At 60.8% G+C, this 18,267-nt stretch carries 16 protein-coding genes; 15 read left to right on the top strand and 1 reads right to left on the bottom strand.

What is annotated here, in order from left to right:
- Window positions 1-20: 20 nt before the first annotated feature.
- From JAO77_RS09120 to JAO77_RS09080, 9 genes are all read left to right on the top strand, one after another.
- Window positions 21-971 (top strand): bifunctional riboflavin kinase/FAD synthetase, encoded by a 951-nt coding sequence (locus JAO77_RS09120; RefSeq protein WP_198990009.1) that lies wholly within the window; start codon window positions 21-23, stop codon window positions 969-971.
- A 43-nt stretch (window positions 972-1,014) separates the two neighbouring features.
- On the top strand, window positions 1,015-2,265 hold the full coding sequence (locus JAO77_RS09115; protein ID WP_198990008.1) for a carboxypeptidase-like regulatory domain-containing protein: 1,251 nt from the start codon (window positions 1,015-1,017) through the stop codon (window positions 2,263-2,265).
- A 270-nt stretch (window positions 2,266-2,535) separates the two neighbouring features.
- Window positions 2,536-3,768 carry a carboxypeptidase-like regulatory domain-containing protein gene (locus tag JAO77_RS09110; protein ID WP_198990007.1) on the top strand — a complete coding sequence of 411 codons (1,233 nt, stop codon included), beginning with the start codon at window positions 2,536-2,538 and terminating at the stop codon, window positions 3,766-3,768.
- Window positions 3,758-4,456 carry a CoA transferase subunit A gene (locus JAO77_RS09105; RefSeq protein ID WP_198990006.1) on the top strand — a complete coding sequence of 233 codons (699 nt, stop codon included), beginning with the start codon at window positions 3,758-3,760 and terminating at the stop codon, window positions 4,454-4,456. Before JAO77_RS09110 ends, JAO77_RS09105 begins: the two co-directional genes overlap by 11 nt.
- A 109-nt stretch (window positions 4,457-4,565) precedes the next feature.
- Complete coding sequence (locus tag JAO77_RS09100) at window positions 4,566-5,864, top strand: serine hydrolase domain-containing protein (protein ID WP_198990005.1); 1,299 nt, start codon at window positions 4,566-4,568, stop codon at window positions 5,862-5,864.
- Between the two features lie 81 nt (window positions 5,865-5,945).
- Complete coding sequence (locus JAO77_RS09095) at window positions 5,946-6,614, top strand: 3-oxoacid CoA-transferase subunit B (RefSeq protein WP_198990004.1); 669 nt, start codon at window positions 5,946-5,948, stop codon at window positions 6,612-6,614.
- A gap of 149 nt (window positions 6,615-6,763) precedes the next feature.
- Window positions 6,764-7,915 carry an acyltransferase family protein gene (locus JAO77_RS09090; protein ID WP_198990003.1) on the top strand — a complete coding sequence of 384 codons (1,152 nt, stop codon included), beginning with the start codon at window positions 6,764-6,766 and terminating at the stop codon, window positions 7,913-7,915.
- 445 nt (window positions 7,916-8,360) lie between these two features.
- A complete protein-coding gene (locus JAO77_RS09085) occupies window positions 8,361-9,908 on the top strand; it encodes a carbon-nitrogen hydrolase family protein (RefSeq protein ID WP_235998371.1) in 1,548 nt (515 codons plus the stop codon).
- Window positions 9,909-9,992: 84 nt separating this feature from the next.
- Window positions 9,993-10,658, top strand: a complete 666-nt coding sequence (locus JAO77_RS09080) for an energy transducer TonB (protein ID WP_198990001.1) — start codon at window positions 9,993-9,995, stop codon at window positions 10,656-10,658.
- A gap of 39 nt (window positions 10,659-10,697) precedes the next feature.
- Here the strand turns inward: JAO77_RS09080 and JAO77_RS09075 are convergent, their stop codons facing one another.
- Window positions 10,698-11,438 (bottom strand): RDD family protein, encoded by a 741-nt coding sequence (locus JAO77_RS09075; protein ID WP_198990000.1) that lies wholly within the window; start codon window positions 11,436-11,438, stop codon window positions 10,698-10,700.
- 96 nt (window positions 11,439-11,534) lie between these two features.
- On the opposite strand from JAO77_RS09075, the gene JAO77_RS09070 reads away from it, so the two are divergent.
- The 6 genes from JAO77_RS09070 (at window position 11,535) to JAO77_RS09045 (ending at window position 18,149) form a co-directional block, all read left to right on the top strand.
- On the top strand, window positions 11,535-12,485 hold the full coding sequence (locus tag JAO77_RS09070; RefSeq protein ID WP_198989999.1) for a stage II sporulation protein M: 951 nt from the start codon (window positions 11,535-11,537) through the stop codon (window positions 12,483-12,485).
- Window positions 12,486-12,519: 34 nt separating this feature from the next.
- Window positions 12,520-13,542, top strand: coding sequence for a hypothetical protein (locus tag JAO77_RS09065; RefSeq protein ID WP_198989998.1), 1,023 nt, complete (start codon window positions 12,520-12,522; stop codon window positions 13,540-13,542).
- A gap of 13 nt (window positions 13,543-13,555) precedes the next feature.
- Window positions 13,556-14,359, top strand: a complete 804-nt coding sequence (locus JAO77_RS24520; protein WP_198989997.1) for a DUF4129 domain-containing protein — start codon at window positions 13,556-13,558, stop codon at window positions 14,357-14,359.
- A 27-nt stretch (window positions 14,360-14,386) separates the two neighbouring features.
- Window positions 14,387-15,460 (top strand): glycosyltransferase family 4 protein, encoded by a 1,074-nt coding sequence (locus JAO77_RS09055; RefSeq protein ID WP_198989996.1) that lies wholly within the window; start codon window positions 14,387-14,389, stop codon window positions 15,458-15,460.
- 36 nt (window positions 15,461-15,496) lie between these two features.
- Window positions 15,497-16,876, top strand: coding sequence for a DUF4350 domain-containing protein (locus JAO77_RS09050; RefSeq protein ID WP_198989995.1), 1,380 nt, complete (start codon window positions 15,497-15,499; stop codon window positions 16,874-16,876).
- A gap of 205 nt (window positions 16,877-17,081) precedes the next feature.
- Window positions 17,082-18,149: an AAA family ATPase gene (locus tag JAO77_RS09045; RefSeq protein WP_198989994.1), complete on the top strand. Its 1,068-nt coding sequence runs from the start codon at window positions 17,082-17,084 to the stop codon at window positions 18,147-18,149.
- Window positions 18,150-18,267: the final 118 nt, after the last annotated feature.

The following is an 18,267-nucleotide window of genomic DNA, read 5'->3' as shown; positions in this document are numbered from 1 at the left end:
CAGCTAGCGCTGCGCCCCTTATGCAAGTTATCCGCGACCTAGCCGATTTTCCCTTTCTTACCAACGCCGTGGTGACAAGCGGCACCTTCGACGGGGTGCACCGCGGGCATCAGCGCATTTTGGGCCGGCTGCGGCAGGTGGCCGATGCGGTGGGCGGGCCGGCGGTGGTCATCACGTACTGGCCGCACCCGCGCCTGGTGCTGGGCCCGCCGCCCACCCACCCCGAGCTGCTGGAGCTACAGCTGCTCAATACCTTAGACGAGCGCATTGTGCGGCTGGCCGAGTTTGGCGTCGATTACTTGCTGGTGATGCCCTTCACCCGCGAGTTTGCGCAGTGGACTTCGGAGCAGTATATCCAGGAAATTTTGCTGAAAGCCGTAGGTGCCAAGCACTTGGTTATTGGCTACGACCACCGCTTTGGCAAAAACCGTGAGGGTGGCTTTGAGTACCTGAGCCAGCACGCCGGCCGCTACGGCTTCACGGTAGAAGAAATACCGCGCCAGGACGTAGACGCCGTGGGCGTGAGCAGCACCCGCATTAGGCAGGCGCTGCGCACTGGTGACGTGAGCACCGCCACCCGCTACCTAGGCTACGAATACCCGCTCACCGGCACGGTGGTGCACGGCCAGAAGCTAGGCCGCACCATTGGCTACCCCACCGCCAACCTGCAGCCCACCGAGGCGCTCAAACTGGTGCCGGCCCAGGGCATCTATGCGGTGTGGGCCACTACAGCGGCTGGCACGCGGCACCAAGCCATGCTCAGCATCGGGGTGCGCCCCACCATTGGGGCCGACTTGGCGCAGACAATAGAAGTCAACCTGCTCGACTTCAGCGGCGACCTGTACGACCAAGAACTGACGCTGGAATTTGTGAAGTGGCTGCGCGGCGAAGAAAAATATACCGGCCTAGATGCGCTAACGGCCCAACTGGCGTTAGATGCGCAGGCTACGCGGGCCGCCTTGGCCCAGTAGTTGCGAAGCCCTTTTTGTTATTCTTACGCTTTAGGTACTGCTTATGCGCTATTTGCGATTGGTTATTCTGTTGGGCTGCTGGCTGGGGGCGGCGTTTGCCGCCCACGCCCAGGGCCGCATCACGGGTGTGGTGCAAGACTCCGTAACGCGCGAGCCGCTGGCGTTTGCCAGCGTTTTCTTGGCCAACACCACCCTAGGGGCCACTACCAACGAGAACGGCGCCTTTGTGCTAGACCGGGTGCCGAAGGGCACTTACGACATCGTGGGCTCTTACGTGGGCTACCGCTTATCTAAGCAAAGCATTACGGTGACGGCGGGCGCCACGGCTCCGGCCGTAACACTGCGGCTACCGTCTTCGGGGCCGCAGCTGGGCGAGGTAGTAGTGCACGCCGATTCCCACCAGGAAGACAACTACCGCAAGTTTATCGACTTGTTTGTGGGCCGCACGGCCTTCTCCAAGCAGTGTCGCATCACCAATGCGGAAGACGTGGACATTGATTTTAACGATACCACCAAGACCTTGACGGCCAGCACCCCTAACTATGTGCAGGTGGAGAATAAGGCGCTGGGTTATCGCCTCAAGTACTTCGGCATGAACTTCCAGTACAACGAGAACACCGATGCGGTGAGCTACGAGGGCCAGACCGTATTCGAGGAAATGAAGCCTAAGGACGAGAACCAACGCCGCCAGTGGGCAGCCAATCGTCTGGCGGCTTATAACGGCTCGCTCACGCACTTCCTGAAAAGCGTGTACGATAACAAGGTAAAGGAAAATAACTTTCTGGCGCAGCAGGTGCGCCTGGTAGTGCCGCAACGCGCGGCCCGGGCCGAGGCAGCACTGCGCAAGAAAAAGACCCCGTTTACGAAGGCCGAGTTGGACTCGCTGCGCGCCTGGTCTGAGCTGCCGCCCGTTGCGCAGCTTAACCCCGCCGCCCGGCCCATCGACAGTCTGCGCCGCGTGGCAGCCGATGGCCGGGTCTTCCTGCGCTTCTCCGACGAATTGCAAGTGGCGTACTTTGGCGAGGCGCCCGACCCGGCTTACACTGCGCCGATGTCACCCATTGGGCCAGCGGCCGACAAAACCATGCCTGCCAAGCGCCAGGTGTCGCGCCTGTCGCTGCTAGCCCCCGAAACCGAGCTCAATCCCAATGGCACGCTCGAAAACCCCTTCGATGTGGGCCGGGGCGAGTACTGGGGTTTCCAGCGCATCGGCGAGCTTTTGCCGCTCGACTACGTGCCGCCCGTAGCTGCCGCGCCGGCGTCGGCCGCGGCCTCACAGGCCAAAGCCAGGTAAGCACAGGCCGAGCGTACGGTAGCCGGCTTGTAGCAAAAAGCCTCCCTAGGTCGTCCTAGGGAGGCTTTTTTAGCTATAGCGCGGTGCTAAGAAACTGGCAGACACAGGGCAAAGTGGCTGCACGACCTCCACAGCCGGTGCCATGCTGTGCAGACTCTTAGCCCGGCTACTCATCTACCAGGGCCACAACCACGTAAGCAAATAGGCTCGGCGCACACAGGCTACCGGGCTTATTCGTCGCAGTTGTTTCATCCAGCCTTGTTTTCAAACGTGCGTCTTTACTCGCTGCTTGCTTTGCTATGGCTGCTACCGGGGCTGGCTGCTGCCCAGGCCACCCTCACGGGCGTCGTGCGCGACTCGCTGACGCAAAAGCCGTTGCCGTTTGCCAGCGTTTTCTTGGCTAACACTACCCTAGGAGCTACTACTACCGAGCAGGGCACCTTCACGCTTGCGGGCGTGCCGGCGGGCAGCTACGATATTGTGGCCTCCTATGTGGGCTACCGCCTAGCCAAGCAGGCCATTACCGTAGGGCCAGCGCCGCAACAACTGACGCTGAACCTTGCCCCGACGGGGGCCCAGCTGGGGGAGGTGGTGGTGCGGCCGCGCCCCAACAACCCCGGCGATTACCAGAAATTTAAGGAGCTCTTCCTAGGCCACAGCACGTTTTCGCAGCAGTGCCGCATTCATAATCCCGACGATGTACTGGTCGACTTTGACCCCAAAACCACCGAGCTATCGGCCACTGCCCGCAACTACGTACAGGTTGACAATCAGGCTTTAGGCTACCGGGTGAAGTACTACGACCTGCGCTTTACCTGCAATTTTACCCAGCAGGTCGTCACGTTCTATGGCCAGCCAATATTTGAAGAAATGCCGACCCGCTCGGCACGTCAGCGCCGCCAGTGGGATGCCAACCGGGTGCGGGCCTACCTAGGGTCGCTTCCGCACTTTTTCCGCAGCCTACGCGACAGCCAGCACACGGCGCAGGGTTTTGTGGCCCGGCGGCTGCGCATTGTGCCCAATCCGCACTTTGCCCGCACCGATAGCCTGCGCCAGGCGCTGCTGCGGCAGCGCCGCGCCTACTCGGCCACCGAGCGAGATTCGCTCAAGCAGTGGGCCGCCGTGCCGACCAGCTTTTCCCTGCTTTACATGGCGCCCCTGCACGTGGATAAGCTGCGCCGCGTGGCGGCCGACGGCCGGCGCGTGTTTTTGCGTTTTCAGGACCAGCTGCAGGTAACGTATTTGCTTGCCGGCCCCGATGCTAACTACCACCCCCAGCCCGCGCGCGCTGTGCGGGGCTCGGCGCCGTCCCCGCCGCCGCAAGACGTGCAGGTGTCGCAGCTGGTGCTGATGAAGCCTGAGGTAGAGATTGAGCCCAATGGCCAATTGGCAAATCCGCTGGCCGTTTATACCGACGGGTACTGGGGTTTCGAAAAAATGGGTGAATTTTTGCCCGTCAATTACCTCCCTCCTGCCTCTACCCTACCCACCCATGATAAATAAAGTTGTGGCCGACGCCCAGGCCGCCCTGGCCGGCATGGCCAGCGGCATGACCCTGATGCTCGGCGGCTTCGGCCTCTGCGGCATTCCCGAAAACGCCATTGCCGAGCTACTGCGCCTCGGAGTGCGCGACCTCACCTGCATTTCTAATAACGCCGGCGTCGATGATTTTGGCCTAGGTCGGCTGCTGCAGCAGCGGCAGGTGAAGAAGATGATTGCCAGCTACGTGGGCGAAAACGCCGAGTTTGAGCGCCAGCTACTGGCCGGCGAGCTCGAAGTAGAGCTTATTCCGCAGGGCACGCTGGCCGAGCGCTGCCGGGCGGGCGGCGCGGGCATTCCGGCCTTCTACACCCCGGCTGGCTACGGCACCGAGGTGGGCGAGGGCAAGGAAAGCCGCGAGTTCAACGGCAAGATGTACCTGCTCGAAACGGCCCTGCGCGCCGACTTTGCCTTGGTAAAAGCCTGGCGCGGCGACACTGCCGGCAATCTCATCTACCGCGGCACGGCCCGCAACTTCAACCCCATGATGGCTACGGCCGGCATCATTACGGTGGCCGAGGTAGAGGAGTTGGTGCCCGCCGGCGAGCTCGACCCCAACCAGATACACACGCCGGGCATCTTTGTGCAGCGCATTTTCCAGGGCAAAGACTACGAGAAGCGCATCGAGCAACGCACCGTATCGCAGCTTTAACGGATTCAACGCATTTCGCAGATAACGCCACCTGCGGTGGCTGACTATGCTTTAGCGGCTGTTGCACTGCTTTATTTACGTTTTCTGATTTCTATTTTTTGCTTTGACCATGATGAGAGGACTACTGCTAGGCTTGGCGCTGCTAGGAGCACCTAGGGCCTATGCGCAGCTGGCTAAGCCGGCCGTGCTGCACGCGCCCCCCCCTGCGGCGGCGGGCGTAAGCGCCGAGAAGCTGCAGGCTATCGACGCACTGCTCCAGGGCTACGTGAGTGACGGGCGCGTGCCGGGCGTGATTGCCCTGGTAGCTCGCGACGGGCAAGTAGTGTATCGCAAGGCCTTAGGCTACAGCGACGTGGCCGCTAAAACGCCACTGCGCCCCGATGCCATTGAGCGGATTGCCTCGCAAACTAAGGCCATCACGAGCGTGGGGCTGATGCAGCTCTACGACCAAGGCAAGTTTCAGCTCGATGACCCCATCTCGAAGTACCTGCCCACCTTCGCCCACCCGCGGGTGCTGGCCACCTTCAACCCCAAGGATTCGAGCTACACCACGGTGCCAGCCCGTAGCGAGATTACCATTCGGCAGCTGCTGAGCCACACCTCGGGCATTGGCTACGCGGTGATTGGCACGCCCGAGGCGCGGGCCATTTATGCCAAGGCGGGCATTCCGAGCGGGGTAGGCTCGCCGGCGGGCACCCTAGGGCCTGCCATCGACAAGTTGGGCAAGCTGCCGCTGTTCAACCAGCCCGGCGAACGCTTTACTTATGGCTTGAGCGTAGACGTGTTGGGCCGCTTGATAGAAGTGCTGAGCGGACAGCCGCTCGACCAGTACCTGCGCGCCCACGTGTTTGACCCGCTGGGCATGCGCGACACTTACTTCTACCTGCCCGCCGACCGGCACAGCCGCCTCGTGCCGCTCTACACCGAGTACCAGGGGCGCACCGTGCCCATGCCCACCACTGGCATGCTGGGGCTGCGGCCCGATTTTCCGAACCAGGCGGGCACCTACTTCTCGGGCGGCGGGGGCCTGTCGTCTACCATCGACGACTACGCCGTGTTCTTGCAAATGATGCTGAACGGCGGCGCCTACAACGGCCAGCGCCTGCTGAAACCCAGCACCGTGGCCCTGATGACGCAAAACCAGATTGGCGATGTCAATCAGGGCGTCAACAAGTTTGGGCTGGGCTTTAGCATCGTAACACCCGCTGGCGCAGCCCAAACCGGGCAGTCGGTGGGCAGCTACGAGTGGGGCGGCGCCTTCGGCACTGAATACTGGGTAGACCCCAAGGAGCACCTAGTGGTGCTGCTCTACACCCAGAAATTCCCACACAACAATACGCCCGACATGGTACCGCGCTTTCGCAAGGCCGTGTATGCCGCCTTAGCTAAGCGGCAGGCGACCAAATAACTACTTCTGTTCACGGTCGTCATGCCGCGCTACGCTTTGCATGAGAGCCGATTTTAATTCTCTTTCTTCTCCCTCCCACCCATGCCCTTAGATAAACACGGCATTGCGCGGCGCATCGCGCAGGAAGTGCCTAACAACTCCTACGTCAACCTAGGCATCGGCATTCCGACGCTGGTGGCCAACTACATTCCGGCGGGCATCAACGTAGAGCTGCAAAGCGAGAATGGCCTGCTGGGCATGGGCCCCTTCCCTACCGAAAACCAAGTAGATGCGGACCTCATTAACGCCGGCAAGCAGACCGTGACCACGCTGCCGGGCTCCAGCCTGTTTTCGTCGGCCGACTCGTTTGGCATGATTCGCGGCGAGCACGTGGACCTGACCATCCTAGGGGCCATGGAGGTGAGCGAGCGCGGCGATATCGCCAACTGGAAGATTCCGGGCAAGCTGGTGAAGGGCATGGGCGGCGCCATGGACCTCGTGGCCTCGGCCAAGAACATTATCGTGGCCATGCAGCACGTGGCCCGCGACGGCAGCAGCAAGCTGCTGCCCAGTTGCACACTGCCCCTCACGGGCCTACGGTGCGTAAAGAAGATAGTGACCGAGCTAGCCGTGCTCGACGTGACGCCCGATGGCTTTGTGCTGCGCGAGCGGGCACCCGGCATCAGTGTAGACCAGATTCGGGCCGCCACGGCGGGCCGGCTGGTAGTGCCGGTGCCCGACGGCGAGGTGCCCGAGATGCACGGCGTGTAGCCGCGCGCCGGGTAGCCGCAACCAAGCAGCGGGCCAATTCTTCGCCCCGGGTTAGGCCGGGCACTTGCGCCGAGTCACGCTGTACCTTGCAGCCTGGGCTCGGCGCAAGTGCTTAGCATGCGTGCGCCATGCGCTGGCCCCACTGCCTTATGACACACCCAATAGCCGCTCCGGCAACTCAGGCTTCGGCCACCTTCACCGACACCAAGCCGCACTACGCCATCCTGGATGGCCTGCGCGGCGTAGCGGCCATCACGGTGGTGTGCTTTCACTTGTTCGAAGCCTACGCCACCAGCCACGTAGACCAGCGCATCAACCACGGGTACTTAGCCGTCGATTTTTTCTTTATCCTATCGGGCTTCGTCGTGGGCTATGCCTACGACGACCGGTGGAACACCCTTACCATCAAGTCATTTCTCAAACGTCGGTTTATTCGCCTGCACCCCATGGTAGTGCTGGGGGCCATCATCGGCGCCAGCATCTTTTACTTGCAAGGCTGCGTCGCCTGGGACGTTTCTAAAGTATCGGCCCCTAGGTTGCTGGTAGCCACCTTGCTGAATGCAGGCCTGTTTCCGGCCGCGCCCAGCTTTGAGGTGCGGGGCGTTGGTGAGATGTTCCCCCTCAATGGTCCCAGTTGGTCGTTGCTTTTCGAGTACATCGGCACCATTCTGTACGCGCTTCTTCTTCGCAAGCTTCCTACCAAAGCCCTAGCTGGCGTGGTACTGGCGGCCGGCTGCGGCTTGGCCGCGTTTGCCATCTGGGGGCCCTATGGCGATGTCTGCGTCGGCTTTGCCCTCACCCCAGACAACATGCTCGGCGGCTTTTTGCGGCTGCTCTTTTCGTTTTCGGCCGGCTTGCTGCTGTCGCGCGTGTTTGTGCCCATCCGGGTAAAAGGCGCCTTTTGGCTGGGCGGCCTAGCACTCGTTGCGCTGGCCGCCACTCCTCGCGTGGGGGGCACTGAGCACCTCTGGCTGAACGGCCTATACGATACGCTTTGCTGCGTCGTCTTTTTTCCGCTGCTGGTTTACCTAGGTGCTTCCGGCCAGACTACCGACAGCGCAACGACCCGCGTGTGCAAGTTCTTGGGTGACATCTCGTACCCCCTGTACATGGTGCACTACCCCTTCATTTACTGGTACTACGCCTGGGTTAAAAACAACAACCTCACCTTTGAGCAGTCCTTACCCGGTGCTTCTGCACTCGTGGTCGGCTCTATCCTGCTGGCTTACCTGTGCCTGAAACTGTACGATGAGCCCGTGCGCAAGTACTTGACGAATCGTATGCTGGGCATGAAGCGCTAGTACTTGCCGAGCGCGTGGCCCTAGGTAGCCTTTACCAGCCCAGTGCCCGGCCAGGGCTACCTAGGGCGTGGGTAACCTTCTGCACCTATCGGCTCGTTTAGCTGTTATAAAGCCCGTTGGCCTTCGGCGGCGGGCTTTTTCAGAAATATTTTTGACCTAGCTAGACTTTTAGTTGCCGGCTGCCAGCCAGGCAACCAGCACTTCATAAAAAGCTGACATACTATCAGGCAGGTTTTTTACTGCTGCATTTTTTAGTTACTCTATGGCTACTTCTTCCGATACCAACGGCAAGGCCGCGCCCGGCGGCACGCATCACAAAAAAGGTAATAAGCTGGGTCCGGCCACGGCCGCTATTGATGAGCGCCTGACCCCGACCGCCGTGCCAGCCCACAAGCTGGTGCTGCGCCAACTGCGCCGTAACGACTTTAAGGCCATCAAGGCCATTATGGAAAAGGTGTACTCCAATATGGAGGGCGCCTGGTCGCAAGACGAGTACACTGCGCTGCTACGCAAGTTTCCGGAGGGGCAGATTTGCATTGAGGACAATGGCCAGGTAGTGGCCGCTGCGCTGGCTATCATTGTGGACTACAGCAAGTTTGGCGACAAGCATACCTACGCCAAGATTACGGGCAATGGCAAGTTTGACACCCATGATGCTGAGGGCGACACGCTATACGGCGTCGATGTGTTTGTAGACCCCGAGTACCGCAGCCTGCGCCTAGGTCGGCGCCTCTATGACGCGCGCAAGGAACTGTGCGAAAACCTGAACCTGCGCGCCATGGTGGCCGGCGGCCGTATTCCTGGCTACGCTGCCTACGCCAATGAGATGACACCCGCCAACTACGTGGACATGGTGCGCAACAAAGAGCTCACCGACCCCATCCTCACGTTTCAGCTGGCCAACGAGTTCTACGTCCGCAAAATCATTCGCGGCTACTTGCCTTACGACTCAGAATCGAAGGCTTATGCTACGCTACTGGAGTGGATTAATGTGTACTACGATGAGGAATTTGACAAGCTCATCGGCAACCCGAAGTCGAACGTGCGCATCGGCATTGTGCAGTGGCAGATGCGCGCTACCAAAAGCCTGGAGGACTTCTTCCAGCAAATTGAGTTCTTTGTAGATACCGTGAGTGGCTACAAGGCTGACTGCGTACTGTTTCCGGAGTTCTTCAACGCGCCTATGATGGCGCTCACCAACGAAACGGCAGCTTCGGCGGCCATTCGGGGCATGGCAGCCTTCACCGAGCCCATCAAGGTGCGCATGATGGAGCTGGCCGTGAGCTATAACATCAACGTAATCGCGGGCTCGATGCCCGTGTATGAAGATGGCAAGCTCTACAACGTGAGCTACTTGTGCCGCCGCGACGGCACCGTAGACGAGCAGTACAAGCTGCATGTGACGCCCGACGAGGCCAGCTACTGGGGCATGCGCGGCGGCGACAAAATCAAGTGCTTCGATACCGACTTTGGCAAAATTGGAATTCTGGTTTGCTACGATGTGGAGTTCCCCGAGCTGAGCCGCATTCTGAGCGACGAGGGTATGAAAATCCTGTTCGTACCCTTCTGGACCGATACTAAGAATGCTTACCAGCGCGTGCGCATCTGCGCCCAGGCCCGCGCCATTGAAAACGAGTGCTACGTGGCCATCACGGGCTCGGTGGGCAACCTGCCTAGGGTCGAAAACATGGACATCCAGTACTCGCAGTCGGCGGTGTTCAGCCCCTCCGACTTTGCCTTCCCGCACGATGCCATCGTGGCCGAGGCCACGCCAAACACGGAGATGACGCTCATCGCCGACCTCGACCTCGACTTGCTCAAAGACCTAAACACCAGCGGTGCCGTGCGCAACCTGCGCGACCGCCGCAAGGACCTGTATGGCCTGAGCTGGATACCCAAGAAAACCGAGCGCGACGACGAACTGCTGGCTCAGGGCGAGGAGCGCCAGCCCGCCACCAAGCCCAGCCGCCGCAAGGCTGTGGCCGCGGGGTAGGGTTAGCATCTTAACTGAGATAGTGGTAGATAGGGTAGGCTGTACTTTTACAGCCTACCCTTTTTATTAGCACGCACTATATCAATGAGATATTACACCACAACACTTTCCCTGTTACTAGTCAGCATATTATCGTTTGGGCAAACCACAAACGTTGTTAACAAGTTTGAACGCGGCACCCTCACTAAAGGGCAGCCAACGGGTATTTGGGACTATCTGGATGAGACGGGCCAGCTTGAGCTGCGCATGAACTACGATTCGAGCCGCATCAGCTACCGCCGGTCTGATACAGCCCGCTATGAACTGCGCATCAACGATACATGGCAACTGGTGCACCCAACCCGGTCTCCCGGCTTGTTGGGCAGCCGTGCCGCCCGCCGCCAAGAGTTGAGCAAGGGACTTCGCTACCCCGCCACGGCATTGCAGCAACAACGGCAGGGAGATGTTTTAATTTCTTACGTGGTGCAGCCCGATGGAAGCACTAGCGATTATACCGTACTAAGTAGCCTATCAGCAGGCTGCGACCAAGAGGTATGGCGCGTGCTGCAGCAGCTGCCTAGCCGTTGGATTCCGGCTATTTACTTAGGGCAAGCCAGGGCAGCCCGCTTTTATTTGCGAGTGCACTTTGAAATGGCCACTGCCCGCAGCCTCGATGAATATAAAAAGACGCACACCCAGGCGGCAGCTCCACTTTCAGGGCCATTTACGGATGCTGTCACTGTTACAGCAGTAGGCATTGAGCGGCGATAAGGATGGCGCAGCTTACTTGCTAAGCCCTAGGTATCGTTTTTACGTGGTGGAGGACAGGTGTGCGTGGTCGCGCAGCACGGTGCGCAGAAAAGCTTCGTCGGGCAGGTCGGTCTGCACATGCAGCAGCTCCTTTATTTTGGTGGCGGTTTCGTTGAGCAGCACGTAGTTTTCTTGCTGCAGGCTGCGGCTCAGTAGCTGGCGCAGCAGCGCCACATCGTGGTCGCTGAGGTCGGCGGCCTGCGGAAACACTGGCTCGTAGTCCTCGGGCGGGGGCGGCGTGGCCAGCGTAGCGAGAGCCTCGGCCCGCGGCTTGAGGCTGATGACGGTGGTGCCGGCCGCGATGTCGCCTAGGCGCTGCCCTTTGCCATTGGCCGCAATAGTGATGATGGCCACCAGCCCGCCCACCCCGGGCAAGCTGGTATCGACAATGCGCAGCAGCCAGCGCAAGAAGTAGTCGCCGAGGCGCGGCGCGGTGCCGTCGAGACGTATTACGCGCAGCTGCATGGCCTTTTTGCCCAGGCTCTGGCCGTTGAATAGTACTTCGCAGCCTAGGTTATAAAAAACGTAGGGAATGCCAATGAGCAGGCCGACCAGCCACATCAGGGGGTTGTACACGCCCAGTTGGCTAACGCCTAACCAAACCGCTAAGCCAAATACAGCGGCAGCGTAGGCAATGAGAATGAAGCTGTCGAGAATGGCCGCCACGATGCGATTGCCAAGGCTACCGACCTCATATTCGAGGGTGACGTTTTGGGTTGTATGGACGCGGATGGTGGCCATAAAGCTGCTAGAAATAAACCGGCCCGAAAAATACGCCGAGCGCTCGCACTCCCTACCCAGCGCTGCCTACCTTTAAGGCCTAATCCTTGCCGATTTATGCGCGAAGCCGCTTTTTTGCGTCAAAACCAGGCTCGCTGGCAGCAGTACGAGTCGCAGCCGCCGAGCAGCCCCGACGAGCTGGCGGCCCGCTTCATCAGCCTCACCGATGACTTGGCCTACGCCCAGACCTTCTACCCAGCTTCGCCCACCACAGCCTACCTCAACACCCTGGCCGGCAAGGTGCACCAGTCGCTCTACAAAAACCAGCCCGAGCAGCAGCATCGCCTAGGTCGCTTCTGGGCCCTGGAAGTGCCCCTGGTGGTGGCGCGCCACTGGCGGGCGCTGGCCTGGGCGGTGGGTTTATTTGTGCTGTTTGTGGCCGTAGGGGCGCTGTCGGCGGCCTACGACGAGAACTTTCTGCGCGTGGTGGTGGGCGACGAGTACGTGAACCAGACGCTGGCTAACGTTCGTAAAGGCGACCCAATGGCTATTTACAAGTCAACTGGCTCGTCGGTGATGTTTATGGGCATCGCGGCCAATAACCTCTACGTGGCGCTGCGCACCTTCGCCCTGGGCCTCACGCTGGGCGTGGGCACCGTGTACTCGCTGTTTGTCAATGGGGTAATGCTGGGCGCCTTCCAGTATTTTTTTTACCAAGAGCACGTATTCGTGCCCTCGCTGCTGACTATTTGGATACACGGCACGCTCGAAATTCCGAGCATCGTGCTGGCCGGCGGCGCCGGGTTCATCCTAGGCGGGGGCGTGCTGTTTCCGGGCACCTACTCGCGGCGCGAGTCGCTGGCCCGCGCCGCCCGCGACGCCGTGAAGCTGGCGCTTGGACTGGCCCCTATCATTGTGGTAGCCGCTTTCTTGGAAAGCTTCGTGACGCGTCACACCGAGATGCCCGTAGCCCTCAGCATCAGCATCATTGGCGGGTCGGCGGCTTTTATCATTTGGTATTTTGGTATTTACCCACGCTGGGTGCAGCGGCGGGCAGCACTGGTTTAGCTTTTCCTACTTCCTTTTATTCAATTAGCTATCAATGAAAAACACGTTTACCACGCCTGCCGACTTCTGGAAAGAGCGCGATTTTGGCGCCAAAATTTCGGCTACGTTTGAATTCATAGGCGCGCACTGGCGCCCCCTAGGCAAGTGCTTGGTATACTTCGTGCTGCCCTTCGCCTTGCTCATGGGCATTGGACTGGGCTTCTTCACCAACTCGATGTTCGACCAAATGGGCAGTGCCATGGCCACCAAGCAAAGCGGCTGGCACTCTACCGTGGGCACGCGCAGTACTTCCCCGCTTGGCGCAGTCAGCTTTGGGGGCATGGCCCTGGGGTTTGTGGGGGGCCTGCTGGCTTTTCTAGTGCTCACGGGCACCGTATTTGGCTACCTCCGCGCCCGCCTGCACCTGCCCGCCAACCAGCCCGTGACGCCCGCCGCCGTGGGGGCCGAGCTTAAGGCCCGCATGGGGCGCATGCTACTGGTTATCGTGCTGGTAGGGGCCGGCTATATGGTAGTGGGGTTTGGGGCCATGATGCTGGTAGGGGTGCTGGCTGGTATTGGTAACTCGGCCGCTGGCGCAGTGCTGGGCGTTCCACTGGTGATGGCGTTGATAGTATACCTGGCGGTGGTACTTAGCTTGTTTTTCCCGGTGCTGTGGCTCGAAGACAACTCGGTGGCCGGTACGCTGGGGAGGTGCTTTCAGCTTATTAAGGGCCGCTGGTGGGCCACTTTTGGCCTCCTTATCGTGGTGGCCATCATTCAATCGGCGCTATCTGTGGTGTTCATTCTGCCGCAGTACGGCGTGATGTTTGGCAAAATGCTGCACGTGCTGGGGCTCAACTCCGACCTGCTGGGCGTGCTGGCGCAGTGCATCTACGCAGTGGGCATCATCTTCACCTATACCATTTCGCTGCTGACCGTGTCCTTTCAGTATTTCAACCTGGCCGAGCAAAAAGAAGGCGTGGGCTTGCGCCTGCTTGTACACGAGCTTGGGCAGCCGCAGGCGGTACCCACGGCCCAGTCTAGCCACTACCAGCCCGATGAGGAAGGCGAATACTAAGCGCTTGGGCCGCGTGCAAGGGCCTTGGGGCCACCTAGGGCTGCTGTTGCTGCTGGGGTGGCTGCTAGCCGCACCCGCCCTAGGTGCCCCGCGCCCGCCCCGCCAGTGGCGTGCCTTGGCCGATACAGCCAGTGCCCCTCCCCTACCCGCCGATGCCACGGCGCAGGCGCCCATACGCCGCCCGGCCGCCGAGCGCCTGCGCGAATTGCGAGGCCAGCGCGAGCTGCAATATGTGGAGGGCACGGGTGCGCCCGAGGGGGCTGGCTTTTTAGCGCGCCTGATGGCGTGGCTGTGGCGCTGGTTGGCGCCGGTGTTCAATACCAAGGGCGGCCGCGTGGCCTGGGATATTATTTTTTACGGCCTGATGGGCGCCACGCTCCTTTTTGCCGTGCTCAAGCTGCTGCAAGTCGACCTCACCAAGGTGTTTGGCCGCGCGCCGCGTGCGCTGCCGCTGGCCTACGAAACAGGCCAGGAGAACATCCACGAGCTGAACTTTGCCGACGCTCTGGCGCAGGCCGAGGCGGCCGGCAACCTCCGCCTGGCCGTGCGCCTAGGTTATCTGCAGTTGCTCAAGCAGCTTACTGACCGCGATTTTATTGCCTGGCAGCCCGACAAAACCAACCAAGCCTACCTGCGCGAGCTGGCCGCCAGCCAGCCCACCGCCCGCCCCGCTTTTGCCGAGCTCACCCGGCAGTTTGAGTACGCTTGGTATGGCGAGTTGCCCGTGTCGGCGGCGCTTTACCAACAGGTGCGCGAAAGCCAGCGCCAGTTTGGGCAGCAGCTCAGCGGCGCTGGGCGGGCTGCACACCTCGCCTAGAGTGCTTTCGGGCACCATCCTTTTGTTATGCCGCTTCCCCGCATTATTCTTGACTGTGAGCCGCTAAAGGACCGCAACAGTGGCTTCAGCCACTTTGTGGTGCCGCTGGCCCACGAGTTGATTCGCCAGAACTACCGCTACCGCCTCTTTTGCTACGTGCCGCCCGCCGAGGTGGGCGGGCTCGGGCGCCGGGGCGTGCACTACCTCACGCAGCGCAGCTTCCATAAGTACTTCAACCCGCCCAGCTACACCTACCGGCTGTGGCACGCCACTTCGCAGCTCAGCTGGTACGTGCCCACCAGCCCCTTTACCAAGGTGGTACTCACGGTGCACGACCTCAATTTTTTGCACGAAAACCCCGATGAGCGCACCTACAGCCGACAGCTGGCGATGGTGCGCCGCAACATCAAGCGAGCCGACTATCTCGTGACGATTTCGGACTACGTGCGCCAGGACATTTTGCGCCACGCCGACCTACTGGGCTACTCGCCTAGCAAGCCCCTGCGCTACGTGCGCCGCGGTGTAGAGGCGCTGGCCCCGCTACCGGCCGGCCACGCGCCTGCCTACACGCCGCGGGGGCCGTTTCTCTTTGGCCTAGGTACCATCAACAGCAAGAAGAACTGGCACGTGCTACCCGCGCTACTACAAGGCAATGATTACGAATTGCTTGTTGCCGGTAGCTTTGCTGATAGCGACTACGTGCAACTCATCAAGGAGGCGGCCGAGCAGGCTGGCGTGGCCGACCGGGTGCACATTCTTACGCGCATCAGCGAGGACGACAAAACCTGGTACTACCAGCACTGCCTGGCTTACTTGCAGCCCTCGCTGGCCGAGGGCTTTGGCTTGCCGGTAGTAGAGGCCATGCAGCTGGGCAAGCCCGTGTTTCTGAGCCGCCTCACGTCGCTGCCCGAAGTAGGCGGCGCGGCAGCTTATTATTTTGATGACTTCTCGCCGGACACCATGCGGCAGACGCTGGCCGCAGGCTTGGCGCAGCACTCGCCGGCCCGCGCGGCCCAAGCACAGGCGCAGGCCGCACAATTCAGCTGGGCGCAGGCGGCGGCCGACTACCTAGCCATTTACCAAGAGCTGCTTGGCAAATAGCCCTTGCTTTTATTCATCTTCTAGCTCACCGCTGCCTTGACTACTTTTCGCTGGTATCTGCTTGGGTTGCTGCTCTTGTTTGGGGGCTACGTGGCGCTGGAGTACTACCGCCCCAAGCCGCTCGACTGGTCGCCCACGCTCAGCAACAAGGATAAGATTCCGTATGGCACCTACGTGGTGTATGATGCACTGCCGCAGGTGCTAGGTACCGATTCGGTGGCGAGTGTGCGCCTCCCCATCTACAACCAGCTGCTGGGCACCGAGGAGCCCGACGCGCGCCACGGCCGCCCCACCAACGTCACCTTCACCCCAGATTCGGCCACCGACGAGTCCGAAACCGATACGGCGGCGACCGATGCAGCCCAAGACGAAGCCAACGACCAGGCCGCCGCCGAAACAGAAGCCGCCATGACGCCGCTGGTAGCCACGCGGGCTAGTTACCTTTTTATCAACCAAGGCTTTTCGGCTACGCGCCTCGAAACGGCCGCGCTGCTGCGCTTCGTGGCGGCGGGCCACGATGTCTTTATTGCAGCCGAAGACTTTGGCCCCGAGCGCCAGGGCTTTCTAGCCGATACCCTAGGCTTCCGAGCCTACGAGGCCGATACTACCCGGCAGCTGGCCACACCTCGCACCGACTCGGTAGGCGTGCACCTGCTGCGGGGCCGACCGGGGCTACCTAGGGCCGAGTTCTACTTTAAGCCGGAGGCGGCGGGCTACCGGCTGGCCCTTAGCAAGCGGCGGCCGCACCGGGGCGCTACCCTCGCGGCCGACGAGCGCGGGCGGCCCGTGCTGGTGCGCCTCGACCACGGGCGCGGGCACTTCTACCTGTGCTCAGTGCCCCTAACCTTTGGCAACTACTGGGTGCTGCGGCCCCGCGCGGCCGATTTTGCGTTTGCGGCCCTCTCCTACCTGCCCGCTGGCCGCCCCGCCTGGTGGGACGAATACCAGAAGCAGGGCCGCCTCGGCGAGCAATCGACGCTCCGGGTGGTTATGGCGCACCCGGCCTTGCGCACAGCCTACTACCTGCTGCTGGTGACCGGACTTTTATTCGTGCTGGTGGAGGCGCGGCGCCGGCAGCGCATTATCCCCACGCTCAAACCCCTGCCCAATACGACGCTGCTCTTTACGCGCACCGTGGCGGGCCTGTACCAGCAGGGGCGCAACCACGCCCAGATTGCCGAGAAGAAGACCGCTCTGTTTCTGGATTACCTGCGCACCCGCTTTCACGAGCCCACACCTGACCTAGGCGATGAGGCTTTTCGCGAACGCCTGAGCCAAAAGGCTGGCGTGCCTAGGTCACGCATCGACGAGCTGATTCGCCTCATCAACTTTGCCCGCACCGCGCCTGCCGTCACCGACCGCGAGCTGCTTATCTTGAGCCGCGCCATTCATGATTTTAAGCGCGAATCGCAGTAGAATTACATTTTGCACTTAGCATTAAAATTGTCTTTTTCCAATTTATAACTATTTCAATAAAATGTGTTTAACAGCCCTAAGACGCCATTGTAAAAGGCAATTTGACTCGCAATACTAGTCAACTATTTCACTTTACCAAGCAGCCTGCAGTATCATCCCGTTAACCGCTGCTGCGAAGCTACGCTAGCTTACAACTTATTTTCTTATGGACCCCCAACCTCTCAACGAACCTACTCCCTCAGCTGCTCAGGACGCTGAGCCAGCATCAGCCTTCGCCTCGGGGGCGCCCACTGATGCGGCGGCTACGGGCTTTGCCCCACGTACCGACCTCTCGGCACTGACCGGCCAGGTAGAGGCCGTGCGCCAGCAAATTGGGCAAGTTATTGTGGGGCAGCAAGACCTGCTGGAGTTGCTGCTAGTAGCGCTGCTCGCCGATGGCCACGTGTTGCTGGAAGGCGTACCGGGCGTAGCCAAAACTCTCACGGCTAAGCTACTGGCGCGCACGCTGGCCGTGCCATTCAGCCGCATTCAGTTCACCCCCGACCTGATGCCCGCCGACGTGCTGGGTACCAGTATTTTCCGTCCCACACAGGGCGATTTTGAATTTCGACCCGGCCCCATTTTCGCCAGCGTAGTCCTGATTGACGAAATCAACCGCGCGCCCGCCAAGACGCAGTCGGCCTTGTTTGAGGTGATGGAGGAGCGCACCGTGACCCAAGATGGCACTGCGCACCACATGGCCACTCCCTTTGTGGTGCTGGCCACCCAAAACCCTGTGGAGCAAGAAGGTACTTACCGCCTGCCCGAGGCCCAGCTCGACCGCTTTCTGTTTAAGCTAAACGTAGGCTATCCTACGCTGGCCGAAGAAGTGCAGATATTGCAAGGCCACCACAGTGGCTTTGGCGGCACGCCCTTGGAGAAGGTAAAGCCCGTGCTCTCGGCGCAAGACCTAGCCGCCCTACGCCAGCAAGTAGGCCAGCAGCGCGTAGAGGCTAACGTACTGGAATACATTGCCAAAATCGTGGGCCAAACCCGCGCGCACAAAGCGCTGTACCTAGGCGCCTCGCCCCGCGCTAGCCTGGCCCTACTCAATGGTGCCAAGGCGCTGGCCGCCCTGCGCGGCCGCGACTTCGTGACGCCCGAAGACGTGCAAACGCTGGCCGCGCCGGTGCTGCGCCACCGCATCATGCTCACGCCCGAGCGCGAAATGGAAGGCGGCACGCCCGATGACGTGGTGAAGGCGATAGTACAGAGTGTGGAGGTGCCTAGGTAGCACCTAGGTCATTGTTGTCATGCAGAGCGCAGCGAAGCAGCTCGCGTGTTGACGTATGAGGACGTTAGAGATTACTGCGCCACGCGAGCTGCTTCGCTGCGCTCTGCATGACAGACGT

Origin of the sequence: Hymenobacter sp. BT559, from assembly GCF_016427535.1 — a bacterium.
GTDB lineage: Bacteria > Bacteroidota > Bacteroidia > Cytophagales > Hymenobacteraceae > Hymenobacter.
Note: the sequence above shows the minus strand (reverse complement) of the source record. Positions and strands in the feature narration are given on the sequence as shown.